The sequence below is a fragment of the Cyclobacterium lianum genome (genome assembly GCF_900143075.1).
Taxonomy (GTDB): Bacteria; Bacteroidota; Bacteroidia; order Cytophagales; family Cyclobacteriaceae; genus Cyclobacterium; species Cyclobacterium lianum.
This window is the reverse complement of sequence record NZ_FRCY01000004.1, coordinates 182,227-203,541: the sequence shown is the minus strand read 5'-3', so window position 1 is coordinate 203,541 and position 21,315 is coordinate 182,227. Positions and strand designations below refer to the sequence as shown.

Sequence of the window (21,315 nt, the reverse complement as noted above, 5' to 3'; positions counted from 1 at the left end):
TCAGATAATTGAATGAAATGCCTAAATAAGAAACGATTGAACGAGTACCGGTATGTCCCGCTCAATCAGGGGAGGGGTATAGTCGTTAAATGATTGGTAATCTGAGGAAGGTAAAGAAAATATTTGCGAAACGAGGGCAAAGAGCAGTGCGGTAGTGTGAAAATCAGGTACGGATACCGTCTTCAGGAGGCTCAATTCTTCACTGCCTTCCAGCACCAGTGTGTGATCTTCGCAGCAATCTGTCATTGCCATGTGCTCGTGCTCACATTCTGTTTCGTGCATGTCGGACGAGCAGGGAGTTTTGTGCTGTGCCATCTCACAGGCCTCAGTTTCATTGAAAAACGAAAAGCTTTCCAGTTGGCCCATACAAAAATGCATCCCAAGGCTGAGGCTCGTAGAGCTGAGCAGCAGCAGGGCTGAGAATAAGGTGGCCGATATTTTTCTAAAACGCCGCACGATAGGAGAGTCTCTATGGCGAAGGTACGAAAATTTGTTGGGAATGTTTTGTTTGCGGGTTAAATGTCGTTTTAGTTTGCCTGATAGAGGCTGAGAATACCAGGGTTTTCATTTTGTGTAATCGAAAATTCAGGGGAGCCTCATCAAATTTCATTTGTTTGACCTCCAGGTCTGCTTCCAGGTTGAGGTATCGGATCCTACAATTGTTGTAGCTCAATTTTTCAAAATCACTGATGCGCTGTATTCTAGATCCCTCAATAAACTCGTGAAGGCATCCCTCTTCGGAAAATAAACTAAAGGAAAAATCTAATTCATTCATTTCAAAATCGTAAGAGAAAGAAATCCCAGGGTCAACTAAGTAGATGGACAAGCCACTTTGGGTTAAGAATCCGGGCTTTTAGGGGAAAGGTACTGGGCTAACTATTCGACGGTCATTTTAGATATTGATAAAATCGAGGATTAATCGCTAATATTCACAGTGAAACTTTCGAGGTTTCAAAAACCTGAAGGGTTTTACTTCCCGATACAATATCTTTTCAATACCTGTATATCAGGTAGTTATGTCTAATTAGCAACAGATTAGCAACAAGAAGTGTTGATATTAAGCTAATTAAGGACTAAAGAAAGGAAAAACGAAGTGTGCGGGCATAAAAAAACCGCTCCACAAAGGAAGCGGTTTTTAAGGAAAACACAATCGCTATTAAGCAACTGTTACAGAGCCTAAATAAACGCTGTTAGCGACTTTAGTTCCACTTTCTGATACAAATCCAAGGAAGACTTCAACGTCTTCTCCTGAGTACTCAGAAGGAACTGGAATGGTTGCTGTACCAACTGATCTTGCTGGTCCCGCAGTTGTGAAAACTGCCTCACCTCTTGTGGTATTCAAAAGAGCAATCAGAGCTTTGTCCGTTGCTAAGGCACTACCACTTCCTGAATTGTCTGTCCAGGTCGCTTCTACGTTTCCAGCACTTGGAGAAGAAGCTGCACCATTCGCAGCACCAGTCAGGTTACCTCTTGAGACCAATGCACTTGCATAGTCTACCATGAAGTTGGGGTAAGCTCCTGTAATGGCATTGTTCAGGTTGTATGACATGGCCGCATTGAATTGCGTCATCTTGTTGGCATACTGCTTAAAACCAACTCTAAGGAAGTCTGTCATTGGCTGCAAGAACTTCAATACAGTTGAGAACTTAGAACGCTGGTCAACCTGACCTTCAGTTCTTGGGTTCGCTACACTGGAAGGTTTGATGCGCAGGTAATCGATGCCCTTCCAAGTTCCACCGATTACATTCCCAACCTGTCCTGAGACACCACCGAGAATACCTTGATTAATTTTTCCCATCTCTTTACGATTTTTTAAGGGTTAAACATTTGCTTGGACTTGACACGGACTTACCATGGATTTGCCCTTCGCCAACTAAATTACTTCAAGAATTAGGCAGTAGTTCTCTCTTGGGTGCTGTTGCGGTGGTGTGCTTTATTTTGCTTTTGTTGCCCTGTTTTTTTGGCAGGGCAGGAATCTATCCTGCACCTGCTTCTTTCATCAAGTCATAAAATATGGCTTGTCTGGCAGTATCAATCATCTTTAGTGTGACCTTGATTTTTTGCTCGTTGGTATCGAGTAGTTGAAGGGCTTGAATTGCCTTTTGAAATGCCTGGGCTTTGCAGCTTGCTTTGGTAGAGCTTTCCCGGATCAGCTTTCGGATTTCATCAATAGTCACAAATGGAATTACAGAGCCTTTCAGGAGATAGTGAAATGATTTTGACCTCCACAATCCAAAGCAAAGCCAAAAGAGAAATTCCCTGTCCTCTTGGTTGTCGGTGAGGCAAACAAAGCAATTCGGGCAAGCGTTGTTGAGCGGTTTCCCGCTATTCAATCCTTTATTCAGGATAAAGAAGTGCGGCTGTTGGTAGCTGCTTTCCAGTCGGTGTGTTTTGATACGAAACGATTTCATACAGTGAGCCATTAAAGTTTTGCTCGCTGCGCTTCGCATATATTTTTTCAAAAGAGAAAAGAAAAAAGGGAAAAAAAGAAAAGAGAAAGCTGTCTTTCAGGCGGGTGAGGCTCGGCTGTCAAGGTTTTTGGAAAAAATACTACCCGAAGGGTGGAGATTTTTTTCAAAACCCGTAGGGCTTGACCTTGACTGTCCGAAAGTGCGGTGGGCATGTGCGAACCCGCCTATCTTTGCTTTTCTCTTTTTAAAATTTTCCCTTAACGAGTAAAAAAAAGAGCCCCCTAAAAAGGAAGCTCTGAAAGGCACAACTCGAACCAAAAAACACGCAGCGTATAATCTGTGATGCCACAACGCTGAATGCCTGCATGAAACGGAAGACCTGAGGTGCGAACGCCCGCCAACAACCACCGGCTGCCGAAACGGACTCTGAATAATAACTTAAACATAATGCCCTCGCAATACAGGACGGTGCGATTGATGCAAGGGCTGTGGGAAAAAAATACTACCCGTAGGGTGGAGATTTTTTTCCTAACAGCCGTAGCGAACCCTTGCAGCTCTGGCATCCGCACGCCTGTAACTTTGCTTTATGTTTGAGTTATATATTGACACTAAGGTTGGATCAATTTGAAGGTGAGGAAATTAGAGCCTAATTTGGTTATATTGGATTTGCAAGAAAGGAAAACATAAGTTTAAGTAAGAGCTATATCCATTCTTTGGGATTCCTGTATTTACCCATTGATATAATAACCGTTTAGGCTTGCCTTCTTTTCTGCTTGTAATGAAATTATTAAGTGTAAAAGTTTAATGGTTAAGCTCTTTCCGTACAATCGGTAACACCTTAGTTCCGAGCAATTCAATACTTTTTAGGAATGTCTTTTGAGGCATACCGCCAACATCCATTTGCAAAATTTGTCTTGAGTGTCCAAGTAATTTATGAAGGTTCACTATTCTTTCAGCAACGTTTTCTGGACTTCCTGCAAATACCATCCCTTTTTCAAGGTCTGCTTCTCTACCAACGGGTTTGCTCATTGGTCTTCCAATTTCGGCTGAACCTGTCATAAACATTTGCGCTTCATTTTCTAAATAAATTTTCTTTGCTTCTTGATCATTCTCTGCCACAAATCCGTGAACTGCTACTCCAATGTCCGCTTGATTTGGGGAATGCCCTGCTTTTGTCCAAGCATCACGATAGGCAGTACCGTAGTTAGCCCACTTTTCAGGTGAACCACCAAGGATACCAAGAAACATAGGCACTCCTAATTCAGCAGCTCTGTAAACTGAATTTGGACTTCCTCCTGTACCAAGCCATATTTTCAAGGGTTGTTCTGGCCGAGGTACAATCAACGTGTTAACTAATCCTTTTTTTCGGTGTTTTCCTGACCAAGATATATTTTCATCTTTATTGAGTTGAAGAAGTAATTCAAATTTTGAGTTAAACAACAAGTCATAATTGTTTTGGTCTAAATCAAAAATTGAGAACGTAATCTCAGAAGAGCCACGACCAGCTACAATATCAATCCGTCCAGGTGCAATAGATGCTGCCGTAGATAGTTGTTGATATAAACGAATAGGTTCTTCTGTTGAAAGCACGCTTACGGTTGTACCCAATTTTATTTTATTCGTCAATGCAGCTGCTGCAACAACCATAGAAGCTGGCGAAGAAATCGGCATTGAATTCGTATGATGTTCGCCAAATCCAAAATAATCCAGACCAACTTCTTCGGCTAATTTTACTGCTTCTAGTGCATCACGAACTGCTTGTGCTGTAGATGCGTAACTCCCATCCTTGTTTCGGGGCGTATTTCCAAAGGAATATACCCCCAATTCAAAATTTACTTTTTTCTCCATATCTATGCTTAACTACCGATAATCGGCATTGACCTAATATATTCTGGGTGAGTCAATTCTTTAAGGGCAAATCCTGCGATGTCTGCACGGGTAATCTTGAAACCAATTTTCTTGTCACCGAAAGACACCTTTACATTTCCTGTTGGCTCACCATCTACAGGTGCAAGAAAGCGGATGATTGTCCAGTCAAGCCTCGATGATTTTGTCAACTTGCCTACTGCTACAATTTCTTTGTAAGGTTTTGGCATAAATAGCCTTGCCATAATTTTAGGCATAATGGTGATGATAGACGACTTATCTTTTTCAAACTTGACGGCTGGTGTTGCGATGGTTATAAATCTAGAAACATTTAGTTCTTTCATCGCACGGATGATATTTTCGTGTCCGTTTGTTATTGGCATTCCGGGATAGGAATATTTAAGAGCAGGTCCAAGAAAACTTACTACTGCATCCGTGTCTTTTATGGCTTCCCGAATAGTTTCAAAGTCGGAAAGCTCACCAATAAATAATTTTGTTTTTGTTGAATCAGCCAAATCAATTTTCTTACGACTGTACAAGTGTAAATCGTATCCTTCTTTAAGAGCCGACTTTATAAAATGGGTTCCTATTGCTCCGTTTGCCCCAAATACTGCTATTTTCATTTTTTCTATTCTTTTAATATTTTAAAAAACTAAATGGACTACAACTGATAAGCAGCTTTCAAAAAATCCTTTACGGATTCTGGCTTTCTTCCTAATAGTCTTTCTAAATCCGTAGCTGGAAAATCAAACTCTCCCTGAGCTGTTGCTACACAAAACGTAGCAGCTCCCTGAATCATTTCATCTGGCACACCAAGGCTTTTTAATTGTTCTGCATATTCCTCGGCTGATGGCGAAACATACTGAATGGTTTTACCCGACAGTTCGCTAAGCATACCCGAAATGTCTTCAAAAGAATAAGAATCAGTTCCACCAAATTCATATACTTTATTTTCGTGACCATCTGTTGTAAGAATGACAGCACCCGCAGCAGCTAAATCATTACGGCTAGCATAAGAGGCTTTTCCTGTACCAGCTGGAAGAAAAATAGTTCCAGTTTCAATAACCTTATCTCCCATAAACATCGGTAAAATATCTGTGTATAAACCGTGTTTTAATATGGTATAAGGAAGTCCAGATTGCTTAATCAAATTGTCAGTTTTCCAATGGGCATCTGCAACCATTGCAATTGGCGAAGTGCCATCTTCTGATTTTCGTTGAGCACTTGTATAAATGATATGACCAATTTTTGCCTCTATTGCAGCTTTTACCACATTTTCGTGTTGTGCAAATCTGTTCATCACATCGCTGGATGATACAAAGTATAATTTGTCAATTCCTTTAAAAGCAGCTACCAAAGACGCGTAATCATTATAATCTCCCTTGATAACATTTACATCCTTATTTTTCAGTTCCTCTGCTTTTTGAGGGTCACGAACAAGAATAGAAATATCACTTGCATTCACCTTATGAAACAATTCATTTACGGCTGCTTTGCCTAATTGTCCGGTTGCTCCGGTCACTAAAATCTTACTCATTATATTATGTTTTTTGTTGATTTAACAATCTTGTTATTTTGTTTTGGGTTGTATTGGGGCTTTTTTTGTTCTTCCCCAAGCAATAAATGCTGCAACCAGTCCGAATCCTAAATTGATAGGGATAGCAAACATTTCACCACGTACAATATGAAATGTTAGGGCTAAGACCATCACAACCACTAAACCTATAGCAGCCCAAACTGTCAATTTTGGCTTAATGCGTAGCAAAGACGGCAACAATAACCCTACAGCCGCAGCGAGTTCAGAAATACCTATAATACGCACAAGAAACTCAGGAATGTCTCCTGGCCATACTAACTGTGCTGCTAATTCTGGAATTGGTGAAAAGGATTTTGAAACACCAGCCATGCCAAAGGCTACAGCCAAAATTACTTGAGCAGCCCAAAGACTGATGTTCATTGCTTTTGAAGTTTTGTTTTTCTGTGTCATTTATTCATTTTTTATTTCGGCAAAGATACGTACATTTGCTTTCCAAAGTATAGCAGTTACCAAAAGGTAAGCGAAAAAACTTAGAGCGATGAGCAAAGCAAGTCATACAGAGTGTACGTCCGAAATGCTCCCTGTCAGGGATGCGCTGGACATTATTAGTGGAAAATGGAAGTTGTTGATTTTAATTTCTATTTCTTCTGGAAATAGTCGTTTTAGAGAGATAGAAAGAAGTATTCCAAAAATTACATCAAAAGTCCTTGCAAAGGAATTGAAGGATTTAGAGGAAAATGAACTTATTGAAAGAACTGTATATGATGATATACCTGTAGTTATCAAATACACCATTACACCCTATGCTAAAACACTTCAACCTGTTATACAGGCATTAAGTGATTGGGGTAAAAATCACCGCAAGAAAATTCTTGGAAGGTAAATTTCTTCGTTTAATAGGGGTGCTTAATAGGTAATTTTGGGTGGACATATAATGTCTTAGAAATTCCTTTTCATCCCTGCGAAAAATTAGATAATGAAAGTCTTCAAATAGTTCTTTCATGGTCAACTAATTTAGTGAATTGTGCGGAGGGAAAAAAGCGGGAAACGCAGGTAAACCCAGGCGAAGCCATTTCTGCGAGCCGCCTGCGAGCGGAGCAAGGGTGGTGGCTGCAAAAGCCCGAAGAATGAGGGCGGCAGACGCCTACCGTTTACGGCAGGGCTGGCGTGTTTTTTTGCATCAGGGTCGGCAAAGGCAAGGGTAGCGACTGAACGGAACGAAACGATTGTAGGAAAGGAATGGAGCAATAACTGCCTGCAATAGCGTTGGTAGGGTTTGTAATTTTTGAATGGAGTAAAAACCTATTGGAGAAGGATTGCAGGCAGATTGCGGAATGACGGTGCGTTGGCTCGTGTAGTGAAGTGAAAGAGCTACGCTTGTGAGCGGTGCTGAAAGTGGCTGAGTTGAAGGAATGAGGAACGAATGACTGAAACGAAGCGACTGAAAGCACATAGGGGAAAGCAAAAAACATGACAGCCCGATCAGCCCGCAGCGACCCGCAGGCGAGCAAAAACAATAAGCAGCGGCAGACCCCCAATAAAAAATATTGTGAGTGTAGCGAACACCATAGAAGGGGTTTGGGGGGATGAAATAGCTGCGAGTGAGGAAGGAGAGAGTGTGTGAAGCAAAACAAGTGAACGGCAGTGAGTGAGCACCTACTGGAGCGCAAACGAACTGGTAAGTGAACGGTATATGCAAGGGCGACCGAAGGGAGTACATTTTACCCTTGCAGATATGTTTTTGCGGAACAAAACGGAACGATTGACGAACACCGCTTTACCTGCGTTGGGGTGTGCGTTGGAAAAAGCAAGTGTAGCACGGTATGAAGTGGAGCTTTAGCGGAATGAAGAGAAGGCGCTACTCTTGCTGCGCGGTGACAGAAGCTGGTGACTACAAGAAGGGAGGAACGACCGACTGGAAGGAACCTGCTGGAGGCACATTGCTTTATTAAATGTGTATTTATTAAATGTGTACTTTCAATTGCAACAAGATTTATCCTGCTGAATCGGTGGACAATTTATCGAACCGTAACTGCAATAGACGCAGCAGTCACCTTTTCTTGGTTTTAATACTGTGGAGCAGTTCTCGCATTCATAGAAGTATTGACAGGCATCCGTAGGCATGGTTTCTTCTTTCTGAAACCCGCATTCGGGGCAGGTGATGGTTGATTTAGCGACTATTTCCATAAACATTTCCTATTATGTTCTACCTACTATTTACTCTTTTTACGCTGTAACCTGTTGCCTTGATGGCTTTTTCAATTTCACCGACTGAAATTTTAGAAGAATCAAACTGTACGGTGGCATTTTCATTTTCATAAGAAGCTTTCACGTCCACGATGCCATCAAGTTTATTTACCTCATGGCTGACGTGTTCTTCGCACCCTGTGCAGGTCATGCCGCTTACGGAAAAGGTTGCTGTTTGCACATTTTGCTGATCAACAACAATCACTTGCCGATCTTGCTTTGGGTAAAAAACATCTGTATAAAGCGGAAAGGCCAGCATCAACCCAGCAAAAACGGTGACTATGGCCAGGAATTTTTTGGATTGCCAGAAAGACGGCTTTTCATCATCCTCACAAGCACAATCAATTTCTTCTTTAGAACCTGGCTTTAATTTTTGATACCAGGCAAAGCCCAAAACAATTATGGTAATGCCTATTAGGTAGGGGCGTGCGGGTTCGATCCAGGAAAAAGTGGAAGCTGCACCACTGGCGCCTGCGATCAGAGCCAACACCGGTGTTATACAGCATAGTGACGCTGCTATCGCAGTAACTATCCCTGTTCCTACAAGTCCATTGGATGATTTACTTTCACTCATAATGTAGCTTCTTTTAGGGATGGAACCCGAAGATTTACCAGCATTGGTTTCAACTCTTTTAATGCTTCATTTTCCAGTGAATAGAAGATGGTCTTGCCTTCTTTCCTTGAAATAATAATCCTACCGACCCGCATTTTGCGCAGGTGCTGCGAAACAGCAGGAACGCTCATTTGTAGGATGTCGGCTAAGTCGCAGGGGCAAAGTTCTCGTTCTAAAAAGAGGAGGTAAAGCATCTTCAGGCGCACTTCATTTCCCGCCAATGCAAGTACAGAGGCTAATTGATTTACTTGCGGCTGGAGCTTCTCTAACTCAAACCTTCCTCTTTCAATTTGCGCCTGGTCAGCCTCGGCACGTATACAATTTATGGGATCAGCTTTTGTCATTCGGCTTTTTATTTGCTGGCAAAGATACTATAGCACCATTATTTAAGCAAATGATTAAATGAAGAGCGCAATATATGATATTGCGACCCTATACACTACTTCCAACCTTTTTCCGGAATAGCTGCGATACAAGTGAACAGAAATTGGTCTATTTTGATGATAACCACTGCTCCGCCTCCTTTGCCTTTTTGTTTGAAAATCAGCGGATTTCTTGAGCGGTTAACGGCCAAAATGATTCAATTTTCTTCCAAAGGGCAACCAGAATTTTCGCCCACTTTCCATCTGATACTATTGCAAGCCGCTCCACCTCAAAGACTTTTGCATACTTCACGTTATGATAAACACCTATAGAGGAGGACAAAAAAGCTTTGAAGTTGAAATTCAGCAATTCCTCGTAAACCTGTAGAGGCCCATATTTTTCGAAGTGATTGGTCAAAGTTTGATACAACTTTTCATACGTAGATGGGGTCCCGGCTCCCTCCACTTTAAAGACTATGTAATTTTTGTGTGTGGAATCAAGAATTTCAAGCACAACACAATTAATAAAGGACCTTCAGTAGTCAATGTTCAGAATTAGCAGATAGCGATCATCCAAATGGCATCCCGAATCTGGAAACGATATCAAATCTTGCAAGTTTCCGGATCAATCTCCACCTGAACCGTGTGATGCAAAAAGTCATAATCATTCAAAGCCTCCAGAGCCTTCTCCCGTACGGTATCGATTTGATGGTAATTGGTTATGTTTTCCAACACCAGATGAGTTGTTAATACATGGTGCTCCCCATCCAGTGACCAGACATGGGTGTGATGGATAGACTGCACGTGTTCTACATTTCGTAGTATCGATTGCACTTCTTCCAGGTCAATTTCTTCTGGAACTCCTTGCAGGATAAGATGAACCGTATCCCACAACCTACGGCCAACACCATACAGGATGAATAAAGTTATACCAATAGAAAGGGCAGGATCGAGAAAATACCAATCTTTAAATTGTAAAACGATTGAAACGATAAGCACTGCTACCCAACCCAATACATCTTCCAATAAGTGCCAGCTTATGACCTTTTCATTTAGAGAGGTGGCACCTTTTGTCCGCCAGGCAGCATAGCCATTTGCGCCCACTCCAATAATAGCGATGCCGATCATCCAGAGCGATTTCACCGGCTCAGGGTTTTGGAGCCGGGCAATTGCTTCGATAATAATATAAACCGAACCTCCGATAAGCACGAGCGCATTTACTAAAGCACCTAATAACCGGAAACGAGCATAGCCGAAACTAAATTTATTGGTTGAGCCTTCTTTGGAAGCTTTCTTTTCTAGATACCAAGCGAGCCCTAATGATAGGCTATCGCCCAGATCGTGTAGCGCATCGGAGATTATGGCAATACTGTTTGTGAAAAAACCCCCGATAATTTCCAGTATGGTGAAGCCTACATTGATGAAGAAGGCAATCTTCAGATTTTTGGTGCCGCCTCCATGCTGATGTGAATGATCATGAGCCATAATTATGCGAGCCTGCTTTGGTGAATATTTCGAGAATATCTTTGTCGATTGGCAAGGGTTTTAAAGGTGGTACATTGGCCCCGCCTGTATTGCCTACAGGAATTTTTCCAACAAAAGATTTTACGCCTCCCACCAGTAATCGTGGTATTTGTCCTATCACCTCTTTGGTACTTTTAATTCTGATACCAAAGAAAAGCATCTTCCAATGCACATAGCTGTGTTCCCAGGGATAAGCCTGGCCTATTATATGTGCCCGTTCAAGGTGTCTCCAGGCAATGCTGAATTGGTTCTTTTCCAGGGCAGCCCGATATGCTCTAAGCTCCTGTTCGAAGTAGGGCTGTAACCTGGCAGGCATAATGGTGTTGAGTTTCATATTATTTGCTTAATTCTCTTATTATTTAGAAAGTTTTAAAATGCGAATAGCGCCCCGCATCACAAAGGCGAACACGATTCCACCAATTAACAGGTCAGGCCATTTGCTGTTTAGAAAATAAACCATTACACCGGCCAGGATCACTCCGCCATTAACAATAATGTCGTTGGAAGTGAATATGGCGCTGGCCTGCATGTGCGCTTCATCGCTTTTGGCTTTATTGATCAACCATAGGGAAACCAAGTTGCCGATAAGGGCCAGAATTGCTATAACTATCATCCATTGAAACAGCGGTGTTTCGCTTTCGCTGAAAAATCTCCGCAATACTTCTGAGAAGCCTAAGAGCGCCAATCCCATTTGAAAATAACCGCTGAATTTGGCGACTTTCTTCTTTCTGGAAACAGCACCACCAACTGCAAACAGGCTTAGTGCATAAACGATGGAATCTGCCAGCATATCCAATGAGTCGGCTATCAGGCCCATAGAGTTGGAAATCCATCCAGTAGTCATCTCTACAACAAAGAACCCGAAATTGATGCCCAGCACCCACCAAAGTATTTTTCGCTGTTGGGAGTCGTCAGTAGCCAACGGCAACTCAGCTTCATCTTCTGTGTTTTCCAGCCGGTCGTTGAGTTTGAGTTCGCTAATGGCCTGATGGATCTTGTCTACTTCTTCCGTGTGATATACCTCCAGTTTACGGTTGGGAATGTCAAAAGAAAGCTGCTTTACCTCTTTATAAGGTTCCAGTTTCATTCTTATCATCTGCTCCTCTGATGGGCAGTCCATTTTGCTGATATGGAAAGTGGTCTTTTTCATACTATATCGGACTTAAATTAATCTACTTCATATCAAATCTTTTGATAGACTTTCCGGTCTTTATTCTATACGCATCATCTATTTCAGAGACGTAAATGATCCCATCGCCCGGCTCTGGTGTTTTGGCCTTGCCGCATATTAATTGTACTGCTTTTTCCACTTCTTCATTTTGACAAACCAACTCCAGCTTTACTATCGGGCTATCGGTAAAATGAAAATCCAGAGAAGGAGATGCATCTGGCTCTTTATGAGCCCCCGTACCTTCTCCTTTGGATAGTGTGACACTTTCAAAGCCTGCATCCCGCAGAGACTTTACCACTACCTGCACTCTTTTAGGTTTTATAAATGCTTTTATTTCTTTCATCTTTTTAGTTGTTTAAATTTCTAATTCATTAATAAAGTTGGCAAAGGGAAAAAGACAGTTGGCTACTGTATTGTAAGTGTGCCAACTTGCCTATTTCCAACTTAGCATTTAATCATCGTCTCCCAATTCTCCTTTCTTCATCTCCCCAATCAGGTAATAGGCATTGTTCCAGGCTACTTTAGTTCCTTTGGGAAGTGGTTCCAGCAGGTCTATTTCCACCCAACCCTCATCGGCAATACCGGTACGTATTTCCACCGGTTTAAAGGTCCACTCCGTCTCACCGTCTTCATTGTGCTGTTCGGCAATGAAGATATAGGGTTGGCCTTCTTCCTCGATAATAGCTCCTTCCGGCAGGGCTTTTACAGCCTTATTTTCCGTGTAGATTTTTCCGTTGATGTACATGCCCGGAATCAGGAATTCCTTCTTTTGCTCAATTTCTGCGTGGACGTGAACCGCTTTGGGGTTTTGTTCAAATTGTTTGCCCACCGAATAAATTTTGGCCGTAAGGCGGGAACCGGGCACGGATTCTACAGTGAATGAAATTTTTTGTCCTTCTTTCACTTTGTACACATCTTTTTCGAATACCATAAGGTCAGCATGAATATGTTTGGTATTGACAATTGTGAACATTCCCGTTTGCGGCTGAATGTACTGACCTAACTGGATCAACACTTTTTCAATGTAGCCATCTATGGGACTTACCACCGGTACCTGCTCATACACATCGCCATTCCTGATTTTCTCTACCTTCAGGTTCAACTGGCGCAGTTGGGCTTCGTAGCCCTTTACTTCTCCTTTCATGGATTGATAGTCAGACTTGGTCTCCTGAAAGGTTTTGCCTGAACCTACCTCTTCCTCGTACAGCTTCTTTTGCCGGTTGTATTCCTGCTCCAGGTATTCGCTGCGGTTGTAGGCCGTGATGTATTTGGTTTGAATTTCAATAAGGTCAGGATGAGACAGGTATGCCAGCACCTGGCCTTTGTTGACTTTGTCCCCTTCGATCACCTTGATGGAGGTAATGTTACCTCCAACTATCGCTGTAACTGTGGCCTCGTGCTGGGGTGGCACTTCCAACTGGCCATTGGCTTCTACCACGCCCGATATGGGGCGAGTGGGCATAGTGTCCACTTTCATTCCCAGGCTCTTAAATTTCAGGTTGGACAAATGAACTTCGCCCATTCCTTCTTCCCCGTGGCCTTCGTGCCCGCCTTCTTCATCGCCATGCCCCTCATGGCCTTCTTCTTCACCGTGGCCTTCGTGCGGTTCGTGTTGCTCACCTTCCTCGTGATTGTGCCCATCACCATTTCCTTCGTTGCCACAGGCCGAAACAAAACCTGCTATAAATAGCAGTACAAATAATTTTATGATCTGATTTTTCATGTCTTTTATTTTTATCCGTTGCCGGTTTTAGTTTGTTGTTTGTAAATAGTATTCGAGTTCATAGCGGCTGTCCAGGTAATTGCCCAAAGCATTCCATGAATCCACTTCTATGCGGATAGCGTCCCTTATGTTTTGCAAAAAACTTACATAGTCTATTGCGCCTTCTCGGTAAGCCGTTATCGAACCTTGTCTTTGCTCGCGTGCCAGCGGCAATGCCTGGTCACGATAGTAAATCCATGAGTTACGCCATTTCAGGTATTCTTCCCGCATGGATTGGTACTCGGCATTGAGTTGAAGCTGGTTCTGCCTGAGATTTTCCGTGGCAATTTCGCGCTGGATTTTAGCCTCTTGCGTACGGCCCAGCTCGGGCCCAAAAAACAAGGGGATTTGTATGCCTATTTGGTAGGTGTAAAACCCGGTTTGCCCCCCAACTTCTTGCCAGCCATACTGTCCTTGTAACTTGGGCAAAAACTCCGATCTTCTTTCCTTTATTCGAGCATCGGCCACTTTTATTTGCTGTTGATACACATTAAGCAAAGGGTGAGTACTTAGGGAATCCAAGTCATAATTAAGGATCCCGGTCAATTGCTCACTGGGCACATCCGGTACTGTATAAAGGGTATCGCTGACCAGCCATAAGTTGAGCCGCTGCAAAGCGCCCAGGTAATCGCGATAGGCCTGTTCCTTTTGGATGCGCACTTCATTGGCCTGGTTTTTAGTGGCCAAATAGGCCAGTTTAGAAGTTTCTTCTACTTCCAACCTCACATCTGCCGCTCGTTCTATATCGGTAAAGAGCGAATCCAAACGGTTGTACACCTGGTAGGTGTTTTTAGCGGTGTAAACCTGGCCCCAGGCCAACTTCACTTCTCGTTTAAGCTCTGTTAATGACAGGTCGAGAGCGCTTTCGGCAAGGGCGACCCGTTCCTTTTGCAAGCGCAGTCGTGGAGCAATTCCAAAAACATCAATATTTTGTTGTTGAACCCCTATCCGCGTATAAACTCCATCAGTATTGCTGCTTGCTTCTTCCGCTCCCGTGAAAATTTGGGTGTTCCCAAAATCCCATGCGGTTTTCTTCAAGGCTTCCTCACTTTCTATTTGCAGCCTTTTGGCCTTCACTTGCGGGAAATACTCAACAGCCCGATTTTGGGCACCTTCAAGGGAAATGCTTTGCAAGGTATCCGGGTTTATTCCCTGTGCGTGTGCAGATTGGGAAAAGCCAAGAAAACTACCTAAACCAATGAGTAGAACGATGGTGTTCAGAGCTGTTTTATGCCCCTGGTTTCCGATTTTCTTTTCCCTGCGTTTCTCAACGAAGGTATAGAGTACAGGCAGTACAACCAGCGTAAGAAGTGTAGCCGACAGCATTCCACCAATTACTACGGTGGCCAAAGGCCGTTGCACTTCCGCTCCGGCAGATGCCGAGAAAGCCATAGGCAGGAAACCGAATATATCCGTGGTTGCAGTAAGCATGATGGGGCGAATCCTTTCTTTGGTACCGGTCAAAATTCGATCCTTTAAGCTGGTCACCCCTTCTTCTTTGAGGGAATTGAAGCGGTTGATCAGAACCAAACCATTCAATACAGCTACACCAAACAGCACGATAAATCCAACACCGGCTGAAATACTAAATGGCATATCTCTCATCCACAAGGCAAAAACGCCCCCTATGGCTGCCAGGGGAATGGCCATGTAGATCATAATGGATTGCGAAAATGACTTTAGTGCAAAATAGAGCAGCACGAAAATCAAAAAGAGTGCAATGGGCACTACAATAGTGAGCCGTTTTTTGGCACTCTGTAAATTCTCAAATTCGCCACCATACGTAATATAATAGCCAGATGGTAAATCCAATTGATCATCCAATTTAGCCTGTATGTCATTTACTACCGACTCCACATCCCTGCCTCGCACGTTTACACCTACGTAAGTCCTACGGTAGGTATTGTCGCGGCTAATCTGCATCGGGCCTGGTTGGTAACTTATGTCAGCTATTTCTTTGATGGGAATTTGTGTTCCGTTCTCAAGGTCGATATACAGGGTGCGCAGATCGTCTATACCTTGGCGGTGGGCCTCATCAAAACGGATGACCAGATCAAAGCGTTTTTCGCCTTCAAAAATCACCCCTGCCTTTCCACCTGCAAAAGCAGAACTGATGTAGGCGTTCACCTTTTCAATGTCCAACCCGTATTGTGCCATTTTCTTGCGGTTATAGCGCACGGTCATTTGAGGCAAACCCGAAGTTCGTTCGGCATTCACATCACCTGCACCCGGCACGGTCTCAATAATATCGGCCATTTCCTGAACTTTGGTAGCCAATACATCCAGGTCTTCACCATAGAGCTTGACAGCAATGTCTTCGCGCACTCCCTCCAAAAGTTCATTGAATCGAAGTTCCACAGGTTGTGTGAACACAAGGTTGACACCAGTCAACCGCTCTTCAAGCAGTTCCTTGATTTCGTCAATAAGCCCTTCCTTCGTTTCTGCCGTAGTCCACTTATCCCGGTCTTTTTCCAGAATGAGGTACATATCGGCAATATCCATTGGCATAGGGTCGGTAGGAATGTCGGCCACACCTATGCGAGCTGTTACGGTTTTGATTTCAGGGAAATTCTCCAGTAACAGGTTCTCAATTTTATAGGAAACATCTGTTGCCTCACTCAGCGAACTTCCCGGCCTTATCAATGCCTGCATGGCGATATCACCTTCATCCAGTTGGGGTACAAATTCTCCTCCCATTCGGGAAAAGGTATAGCCCGCTATGCCGAGCAGAACAACAGCAACGATAATTACCATTGTTTTAAACCGGAGTGCACTTTTGAGTAAGGGCAGATAGGCCCAATGAATGCCACCAATGACTTTATCACTGATTTTTTCCAGCCAGCGTTCAAATCGGCCAAACCAGTTCTTTCTGTTTTGGATGGGTTTCATGAAAAGGGCAGACATCATGGGAACGTAAGTGAGGCACAAGACTATAGCACCTATCATGGCAAATCCAAAGGTATAGGCCATGGGCTGGAACATTTTACCTTCCACACCTGTGAGGAAAAGAATAGGGGCAAATACAATCAGGATGATAATCTGTCCGAAAAAGGCTGAACCCATCATTGTGCTGCCGGACTCATAAGCTACCTCATCCATTACTCTCTGGTTGAACTTGATTTTCCCTGACCGAATACGTTTCTGGATTTCGTAAACTGTTCCTTCAATGATAATCACTGCCCCATCAATGATAATCCCGAAGTCAATAGCGCCCAGGCTCATCAGGTTGGCCCAAACGTTAAACTGCTTCATCAAAATGAAGGCAAAGAGCAGAGAAAGCGGAATGGTAGTGGCCGCAATGAGACCCCCGCGCAAACTTCCCAGGAGGATTACCAAGGCGAAGATTACGATCAGTGCGCCTTCAATCAGGTTGTTCTTTACCGTATCAGTGGTTCTCCCTATAAGTGCGCTACGGTCGATAAAAGCATCAATCGTGAGCCCTTCGGGAAGCGATTTTTCTACTTCCTCCATGCGCTCTTTCACGTTTTGGATAACGGCATTAGGGTTGGATCCTCTCAGCATCATTATTATGCCTCCTACGGCTTCTTTACCATCACGGGTGAAAGCCCCGTAGCGCACCTGGTGGCCAAAATGAACTTTCTCGGCCACGTCATCAATGGTGATGGGAATACCATTTTCGTTTCGGATTACAATACTCCGTATGTCGTCCAGAGAGCGCACCAGTCCTTCCCCGCGAATGAAATTGGACATCCGGTTTTTTTCGATGTAAGCACCGCCAGTATTTACGTTATTTCGGGCAAGGGCACCGTAAACCTCTGAAATGCTCACATCCATGGCGTTGAGCTTTTCAGGATTAATAGCCACTTCGTATTGTTTGATGTAACCACCAAATGAGTTGACCTCCACCACACCATCAAGCAAGGTGAGTTGTCTTTTTACGATCCAATCCTGAATGGTTCGCAGTTCCATCGGGCTGTAGACTGTGTCATAACCCGGTTTCGGTTGGATGGTATATTCATAGATCTGGCCCAAGCCTGTAGAAATAGGGCCCATAGTTGGGTCGCCAAACTTTTCAGGGATGGTCTCCTGTAATTCATTCAGTTTTTCCTGTACCAATTGGCGGGGCAGATAAGTACCCATATCGTCTTCAAAAACGATGGTGACGACCGACAGGCCAAACCTTGAAACGGAACGGATTTCTTCCACTCCGGGAAGATTTCCCATGGCCAGTTCCACCGGATAAGTGACAAACTGCTCGATATCTTCGGTAGCCAGGTTTTCAGATACGGTCATTACCTGTACCTGGTTGTTGGTGATATCCGGCACCGAACCGAGGTTAACCGTGGACATGGAGTAGATACCTACTCCTATGAGGGCCAGCGTGAGCAGGCCAATAATAAGCTTGTTTTTTATTGAAAACGAAATTATTTGATTAATCATAGCTTTACTTTTATCAGGATCTCTTGATAAAGAAGTCCTGATGTTTATGACTTTTAAACATGTTGATTTGGAAATACAAGCCGTACTGTTCTATTGGACTGTAGGCGTAGTGGTGGTTATTGAATATCACACATGTGACTTGAAAATCACATGTGTTAATACCTTTGAATAAGTAAGCAATAACCTATTAGGAGAACTTTGGGGGATGCCAAATGGCATTGATTAAATTAAAAGAAATACCATTGTTGTAGTTTCTGGGCAACTTATTATTATCCGCAAATACCAGATTGATAATTACCCTATTGTTTCCAAAAGAGATTGCATGTACATGACTACATTGACAACCGCAGAGTGGGGGGCAATTTTCGTTATCCTGATTTCCGCTCTCCTGCTGACTAGATTCTGTATTTGAGTAGTTGTAAACACCATCATACGAGTTACTACGACAAGCTCCCTCAATAGGGACTGTGGAGAGCATCAGCGTAAACGTGGCGAATATCAAAGATAAATACTTCATTGGTTGCAAATATAAAGAAGTGATAGTGCAACCCGATTGCAAAGGTTATTGGTTACACTTATCGCATAATCCTTTAATGACCATGTTAGCTTGTGCCATTTTAAAATTATTTGGTAGATTGACTAAAGGAATAGGGTGGTCTAAAAGGCAAAAAGTCATTTCACATGAAGTGCAATAGAAATGATAATGAAGGTCTTCTGGATCGCAATTGCAGCCTTCTACACATACAGCATACTTGGTCATCCCTGAGCCATCTTCGATACTATGGATCACCTTATGATCTTCAAAAGTTTTTAGTGTGCGAAAAATTGAACTTCTGTCTGATTGATCGAGACCAACTTCAATGTCCTTTAAAGACTGTGCTTTCTTTTGTTCTAATAGGTAGCGCAGTACTACTATCCTTACAGCAGTCGGCTTTACGTCCTTAATTTTAAATATTTCTTCTATTCTGTCCATTACAAAAACCAAAGGTTGTCTTTTCCAAATTCAGGTATTTCATTACCATCAAAATGAGGAAGCATTTCTGCGACCATTTCAGGGTATTTGATGGTCACTGGTAAATTCTGTTGTCTTACTGATTTCCAGTACATACGGCTGAACTGATAAACTTGGTCAATCAATTCTTTCACGGTCTTATATTCGTCTACCAATTCTTTTTCTGTACAAAAGATTTTCAGTTTTATCGGGAACGGAAAGCCGGCATGGAAGCTGTAGAATTTTGGGCTGTATCTTGTGTTGTTGAATAGCAGGAACTTATTGTACCCAACCTTTATGAAAGTGCCACTCATTGGCATAAGGTCTTTCCAACTGTTATCAAATGCAACAATGTCCGAGGATTCTGTCTTGTTGATGGAAACTATAAATACTGGAATGTCTAATCCAAGGTCTTTGAGGCCGTCTTCTATCGGTTGTAGTTCATCTTGCCTCATACTCTTGTAGAAGTGTATCACAAGCCGTTTGATGCCTGTATTTACATTTGCATACTCTTTTACTGCTCTGATAATTGAACCTGCTAACTCCTTTGTTTGGTCTTTTTGGAAGCACTCAAAACGGTTGAATTTCCCATTATTAGCGAAGCTAAAAGCACTGCCAATATATTGTATATCCACCTCTGAGTTTCTGAATGCTCCAATGCCTACTATCAATTCGTTCTTGAGCTTGGTATCCAGTTTCCAAGGAATGCCGTTCAATTTGGCTAAAATGGCAATTGCAATATTCGGTAAGCTGTAATAGTACTTTTCATTAGTCATTACCTTTTCTCCATCAATTACCTGTGAGGAAACACCTTCCTTTAAAAGCAATTCTTTCAGCTTGTAGTATATCTTCCTTCTTGATTTGTCTGGTGAGTTCTTGGAGAATGGACTGATATAAATGGCGATGTACTGAATATCTGATTCAAAGTGTTTGTTGGTAACCGCTTCATAGATTTCTGGCCATGGATTGTCTCTGTCTTCAAATCTTATACTGAACCCTTTTTCAGTATGGTAAGGCGTATGAATAAACTTGGTCAATCCTTTGAAGCCAAATTCTGATCCTTTGAAATAACCGTCCATCTTCTGGGCGATATGTTGATCATCTTTATGGAAGATGAAAAAGAAGTGGATTTTAGAAGTAGAGCTGAAATCAAAGGGGCCATGCTCTTTCATTCCATCCATTGGCACAATGCCAGACTTTTGTTCACCGAACAAAAGGCGGTTACTGGAATTATTGACTGACCCGATATTGAATTTATTAACTGGTATGAATCCATTGGAGGTAATTGGAATGATTGCTTTGAACTCCTCTGTATTCAGGTATTGATTGTAGAACTTGTCGATTTCCTCTCTAAACTTTTTGTACTTATTGGTTTTGTCCGGGGCTTCTGTTCCTTGCATTAATGCATCTCTGATTTCGAAATTCCATACTGGATACACCTTGTCATATTCTCTTTTGCCGCTATCAGGTAACTCATCAAAACGGTACAGACCCTTTTCGTATACTACCCAATTAATATCTGTCGGTGATACATCCTCTAATAGGGTGGAGACAGGAACTTTGAAGATTTTGGATTTACCTTCAAATGTCACCAACAATTCCAGACTGTCGGAAACTGTCTTAAACTGTACTTTGAGTGAGAAGCGGTCGAATATCTTATACTGGCCAGTGGTGTCTTGTTTGGTGCTTGGAAGCCAAACTTCTGTATCATTTATAAAATTGGGCTTTACTAAAAATCCTTTCCCTTTGAAATGGCTATGAATGAGCGAATTGTAATATCGCTTTAATACTGAAGTGGAAAAGGTAGAATTACGAATGGTATATGAACGTTCTTCACCTTGCTCATTCTTTTTTGTTTCAAACTGTGGGCTTGTCGGTTTCGATACTGCTAAGAAAGCTTCCTCCTCAACTGTAAATGAGGTGTAATAATGGTCTTGCTCTCCATACTTTTCAATAACCTCATCAGGCACAAGGGATTTGTACATCCTTGTGAGGTTGGCTTGTTCCTGGTCAGTGAAGTAAAAAGTTTGTTCTTCCTGAGGGTGATTGAATGTGAGTATATTGAAACAATGGCTAGGCATAAAGATGTACTGTTTGGTTAGTTCATTTTTTTAATTGTAATTTTTTTAATGCCAATTCGACAATTTCCTCAGCTAGCGGTTCTTTGATTAAATCGTATGCAATTTTTTCACTATATGCTTGAACGAGTAATTCCTCTTCTGTAACCTTTAAAATCAAAGCGAGCTTTTCAATTTGTTTTCTTGTTGGAAGTCGATCACCATTCTCAAACTTGCTTATCATAGAGGTGTCCACATCTGTAGCAGCAGCGACTTGTCGCATTAATAGCCCTTGTTTTGTTCTTAATGCTTTCAGTCTAGAACCGAAGTTATCCATGTTGGCAATATATTACTTGACAAATAATGCCAAATA

Annotated in this window: 23 protein-coding genes; 1 reads left to right on the top strand and 22 read right to left on the bottom strand. The window is 42.5% G+C overall.

Annotated elements, in window-relative coordinates; genetic code table 11:
- Positions 1-21: 21 nt before the first annotated feature.
- The 8 genes from BUB19_RS07755 to BUB19_RS07715 form a co-directional block, all read right to left on the bottom strand.
- Positions 22-456, bottom strand: a complete 435-nt coding sequence (locus BUB19_RS07755) for an HYC_CC_PP family protein (RefSeq protein ID WP_245802798.1) — start codon at positions 454-456, stop codon at positions 22-24.
- Between the two features lie 13 nt (positions 457-469).
- On the bottom strand, positions 470-775 hold the full coding sequence (locus BUB19_RS07750; RefSeq protein WP_073093967.1) for a hypothetical protein: 306 nt from the start codon (positions 773-775) through the stop codon (positions 470-472).
- Positions 776-1,156: 381 nt separating this feature from the next.
- Positions 1,157-1,798 carry a DUF6266 family protein gene (locus BUB19_RS07745; RefSeq protein ID WP_073093966.1) on the bottom strand — a complete coding sequence of 214 codons (642 nt, stop codon included), beginning with the start codon at positions 1,796-1,798 and terminating at the stop codon, positions 1,157-1,159.
- A gap of 178 nt (positions 1,799-1,976) precedes the next feature.
- The gene (locus BUB19_RS07740; RefSeq protein WP_073093965.1) at positions 1,977-2,411 is read right to left on the bottom strand and encodes a DUF6943 family protein; all 435 of its coding nucleotides are present in this window, start codon (positions 2,409-2,411) and stop codon (positions 1,977-1,979) included.
- 801 nt (positions 2,412-3,212) lie between these two features.
- On the bottom strand, positions 3,213-4,259 hold the full coding sequence (locus BUB19_RS07730; protein WP_014773243.1) for an LLM class flavin-dependent oxidoreductase: 1,047 nt from the start codon (positions 4,257-4,259) through the stop codon (positions 3,213-3,215).
- A gap of 8 nt (positions 4,260-4,267) precedes the next feature.
- The gene (locus BUB19_RS07725; RefSeq protein WP_073093964.1) at positions 4,268-4,900 is read right to left on the bottom strand and encodes an NAD(P)-dependent oxidoreductase; all 633 of its coding nucleotides are present in this window, start codon (positions 4,898-4,900) and stop codon (positions 4,268-4,270) included.
- Between the two features lie 38 nt (positions 4,901-4,938).
- Positions 4,939-5,814: an SDR family oxidoreductase gene (locus BUB19_RS07720; RefSeq protein ID WP_014773245.1), complete on the bottom strand. Its 876-nt coding sequence runs from the start codon at positions 5,812-5,814 to the stop codon at positions 4,939-4,941.
- Positions 5,815-5,847: 33 nt separating this feature from the next.
- Complete coding sequence (locus tag BUB19_RS07715; protein WP_014773246.1) at positions 5,848-6,264, bottom strand: DoxX family protein; 417 nt, start codon at positions 6,262-6,264, stop codon at positions 5,848-5,850.
- An 88-nt stretch (positions 6,265-6,352) separates the two neighbouring features.
- Between BUB19_RS07715 and BUB19_RS07710 the strand changes: the two genes are divergently transcribed.
- Positions 6,353-6,697, top strand: coding sequence for a winged helix-turn-helix transcriptional regulator (locus BUB19_RS07710; RefSeq protein WP_014773247.1), 345 nt, complete (start codon positions 6,353-6,355; stop codon positions 6,695-6,697).
- Between the two features lie 1,094 nt (positions 6,698-7,791).
- On the opposite strand, the gene BUB19_RS24485 is transcribed toward BUB19_RS07710, so the two are convergent.
- From BUB19_RS24485 to BUB19_RS07645, 14 genes are all read right to left on the bottom strand, one after another.
- A complete protein-coding gene (locus tag BUB19_RS24485; RefSeq protein WP_073094223.1) occupies positions 7,792-8,001 on the bottom strand; it encodes a GDCCVxC domain-containing (seleno)protein in 210 nt (69 codons plus the stop codon).
- A gap of 19 nt (positions 8,002-8,020) precedes the next feature.
- Positions 8,021-8,635 (bottom strand): mercuric transport protein MerTP, encoded by a 615-nt coding sequence (gene merTP, locus BUB19_RS07700; RefSeq protein WP_073093963.1) that lies wholly within the window; start codon positions 8,633-8,635, stop codon positions 8,021-8,023.
- Positions 8,632-9,018, bottom strand: a complete 387-nt coding sequence (locus tag BUB19_RS07695) for an ArsR/SmtB family transcription factor (protein ID WP_073093962.1) — start codon at positions 9,016-9,018, stop codon at positions 8,632-8,634. Before BUB19_RS07695 ends, merTP begins: the two co-directional genes overlap by 4 nt.
- Positions 9,019-9,217: 199 nt before the next feature.
- Complete coding sequence (locus BUB19_RS07690) at positions 9,218-9,502, bottom strand: SpoIIAA family protein (protein ID WP_262485834.1); 285 nt, start codon at positions 9,500-9,502, stop codon at positions 9,218-9,220.
- 137 nt (positions 9,503-9,639) lie between these two features.
- Entirely contained in the window at positions 9,640-10,521 is an 882-nt protein-coding gene (locus BUB19_RS07685; protein WP_073093960.1) for a cation diffusion facilitator family transporter, read from the bottom strand.
- On the bottom strand, positions 10,511-10,894 hold the full coding sequence (locus BUB19_RS07680) for a DUF3703 domain-containing protein (RefSeq protein WP_073093959.1): 384 nt from the start codon (positions 10,892-10,894) through the stop codon (positions 10,511-10,513). Before BUB19_RS07680 ends, BUB19_RS07685 begins: the two co-directional genes overlap by 11 nt.
- 21 nt (positions 10,895-10,915) lie before the next feature.
- The gene (locus BUB19_RS07675) at positions 10,916-11,710 is read right to left on the bottom strand and encodes a cation diffusion facilitator family transporter (protein ID WP_143155953.1); all 795 of its coding nucleotides are present in this window, start codon (positions 11,708-11,710) and stop codon (positions 10,916-10,918) included.
- A gap of 22 nt (positions 11,711-11,732) precedes the next feature.
- Positions 11,733-12,074, bottom strand: coding sequence for a P-II family nitrogen regulator (locus tag BUB19_RS07670; RefSeq protein WP_073093958.1), 342 nt, complete (start codon positions 12,072-12,074; stop codon positions 11,733-11,735).
- Between the two features lie 108 nt (positions 12,075-12,182).
- Positions 12,183-13,454, bottom strand: coding sequence for an efflux RND transporter periplasmic adaptor subunit (locus BUB19_RS07665; protein ID WP_073093957.1), 1,272 nt, complete (start codon positions 13,452-13,454; stop codon positions 12,183-12,185).
- A 27-nt stretch (positions 13,455-13,481) separates the two neighbouring features.
- A complete protein-coding gene (locus BUB19_RS07660; RefSeq protein ID WP_073093956.1) occupies positions 13,482-17,894 on the bottom strand; it encodes a CusA/CzcA family heavy metal efflux RND transporter in 4,413 nt (1,470 codons plus the stop codon).
- Between the two features lie 187 nt (positions 17,895-18,081).
- Positions 18,082-18,411, bottom strand: coding sequence for a DUF6660 family protein (locus BUB19_RS24740; protein ID WP_394333878.1), 330 nt, complete (start codon positions 18,409-18,411; stop codon positions 18,082-18,084).
- 45 nt (positions 18,412-18,456) lie between these two features.
- Positions 18,457-18,867 carry a Fur family transcriptional regulator gene (locus BUB19_RS07655; protein ID WP_014022288.1) on the bottom strand — a complete coding sequence of 137 codons (411 nt, stop codon included), beginning with the start codon at positions 18,865-18,867 and terminating at the stop codon, positions 18,457-18,459.
- The gene (locus tag BUB19_RS07650) at positions 18,867-20,870 is read right to left on the bottom strand and encodes a Piwi domain-containing protein (protein ID WP_073093955.1); all 2,004 of its coding nucleotides are present in this window, start codon (positions 20,868-20,870) and stop codon (positions 18,867-18,869) included. The genes BUB19_RS07655 and BUB19_RS07650 overlap by 1 nt, the downstream gene beginning before the upstream one ends.
- Positions 20,871-20,988: 118 nt before the next feature.
- Positions 20,989-21,279 carry a helix-turn-helix domain-containing protein gene (locus BUB19_RS07645; RefSeq protein ID WP_073093954.1) on the bottom strand — a complete coding sequence of 97 codons (291 nt, stop codon included), beginning with the start codon at positions 21,277-21,279 and terminating at the stop codon, positions 20,989-20,991.
- Between the last annotated feature and the right edge of the window lie 36 nt (positions 21,280-21,315).

Bases quoted from the DNA above. Each gene is read 5' to 3' on its own strand.
- BUB19_RS07750 (WP_073093967.1), bottom strand. From the start codon at position 775: ATGAATGAATTAGATTTTTCCTTTAGTTTATTTTCCGAAGAGGGATGC.
- BUB19_RS07745 (WP_073093966.1), bottom strand. From the start codon at position 1,798: ATGGGAAAAATTAATCAAGGTATTCTCGGTGGTGTCTCAGGACAGGTT.
- BUB19_RS07740 (WP_073093965.1), bottom strand. From the start codon at position 2,411: ATGAAATCGTTTCGTATCAAAACACACCGACTGGAAAGCAGCTACCAA.
- BUB19_RS07730 (WP_014773243.1), bottom strand. From the start codon at position 4,259: ATGGAGAAAAAAGTAAATTTTGAATTGGGGGTATATTCCTTTGGAAAT.
- BUB19_RS07725 (WP_073093964.1), bottom strand. From the start codon at position 4,900: ATGAAAATAGCAGTATTTGGGGCAAACGGAGCAATAGGAACCCATTTT.
- BUB19_RS07720 (WP_014773245.1), bottom strand. From the start codon at position 5,814: ATGAGTAAGATTTTAGTGACCGGAGCAACCGGACAATTAGGCAAAGCA.
- BUB19_RS07715 (WP_014773246.1), bottom strand. From the start codon at position 6,264: ATGACACAGAAAAACAAAACTTCAAAAGCAATGAACATCAGTCTTTGG.
- BUB19_RS07710 (WP_014773247.1), top strand. From the start codon at position 6,353: ATGAGCAAAGCAAGTCATACAGAGTGTACGTCCGAAATGCTCCCTGTC.
- BUB19_RS24485 (WP_073094223.1), bottom strand. From the start codon at position 8,001: ATGGAAATAGTCGCTAAATCAACCATCACCTGCCCCGAATGCGGGTTT.
- merTP (WP_073093963.1), bottom strand. From the start codon at position 8,635: ATGAGTGAAAGTAAATCATCCAATGGACTTGTAGGAACAGGGATAGTT.
- BUB19_RS07695 (WP_073093962.1), bottom strand. From the start codon at position 9,018: ATGACAAAAGCTGATCCCATAAATTGTATACGTGCCGAGGCTGACCAG.
- BUB19_RS07685 (WP_073093960.1), bottom strand. From the start codon at position 10,521: ATGGCTCATGATCATTCACATCAGCATGGAGGCGGCACCAAAAATCTG.
- BUB19_RS07680 (WP_073093959.1), bottom strand. From the start codon at position 10,894: ATGAAACTCAACACCATTATGCCTGCCAGGTTACAGCCCTACTTCGAA.
- BUB19_RS07675 (WP_143155953.1), bottom strand. From the start codon at position 11,710: ATGAAAAAGACCACTTTCCATATCAGCAAAATGGACTGCCCATCAGAG.
- BUB19_RS07670 (WP_073093958.1), bottom strand. From the start codon at position 12,074: ATGAAAGAAATAAAAGCATTTATAAAACCTAAAAGAGTGCAGGTAGTG.
- BUB19_RS07665 (WP_073093957.1), bottom strand. From the start codon at position 13,454: ATGAAAAATCAGATCATAAAATTATTTGTACTGCTATTTATAGCAGGT.
- BUB19_RS07660 (WP_073093956.1), bottom strand. From the start codon at position 17,894: ATGATTAATCAAATAATTTCGTTTTCAATAAAAAACAAGCTTATTATT.
- BUB19_RS24740 (WP_394333878.1), bottom strand. From the start codon at position 18,411: ATGAAGTATTTATCTTTGATATTCGCCACGTTTACGCTGATGCTCTCC.
- BUB19_RS07655 (WP_014022288.1), bottom strand. From the start codon at position 18,867: ATGGACAGAATAGAAGAAATATTTAAAATTAAGGACGTAAAGCCGACT.
- BUB19_RS07650 (WP_073093955.1), bottom strand. From the start codon at position 20,870: ATGTACAAATCCCTTGTGCCTGATGAGGTTATTGAAAAGTATGGAGAG.
- BUB19_RS07645 (WP_073093954.1), bottom strand. From the start codon at position 21,279: ATGGATAACTTCGGTTCTAGACTGAAAGCATTAAGAACAAAACAAGGG.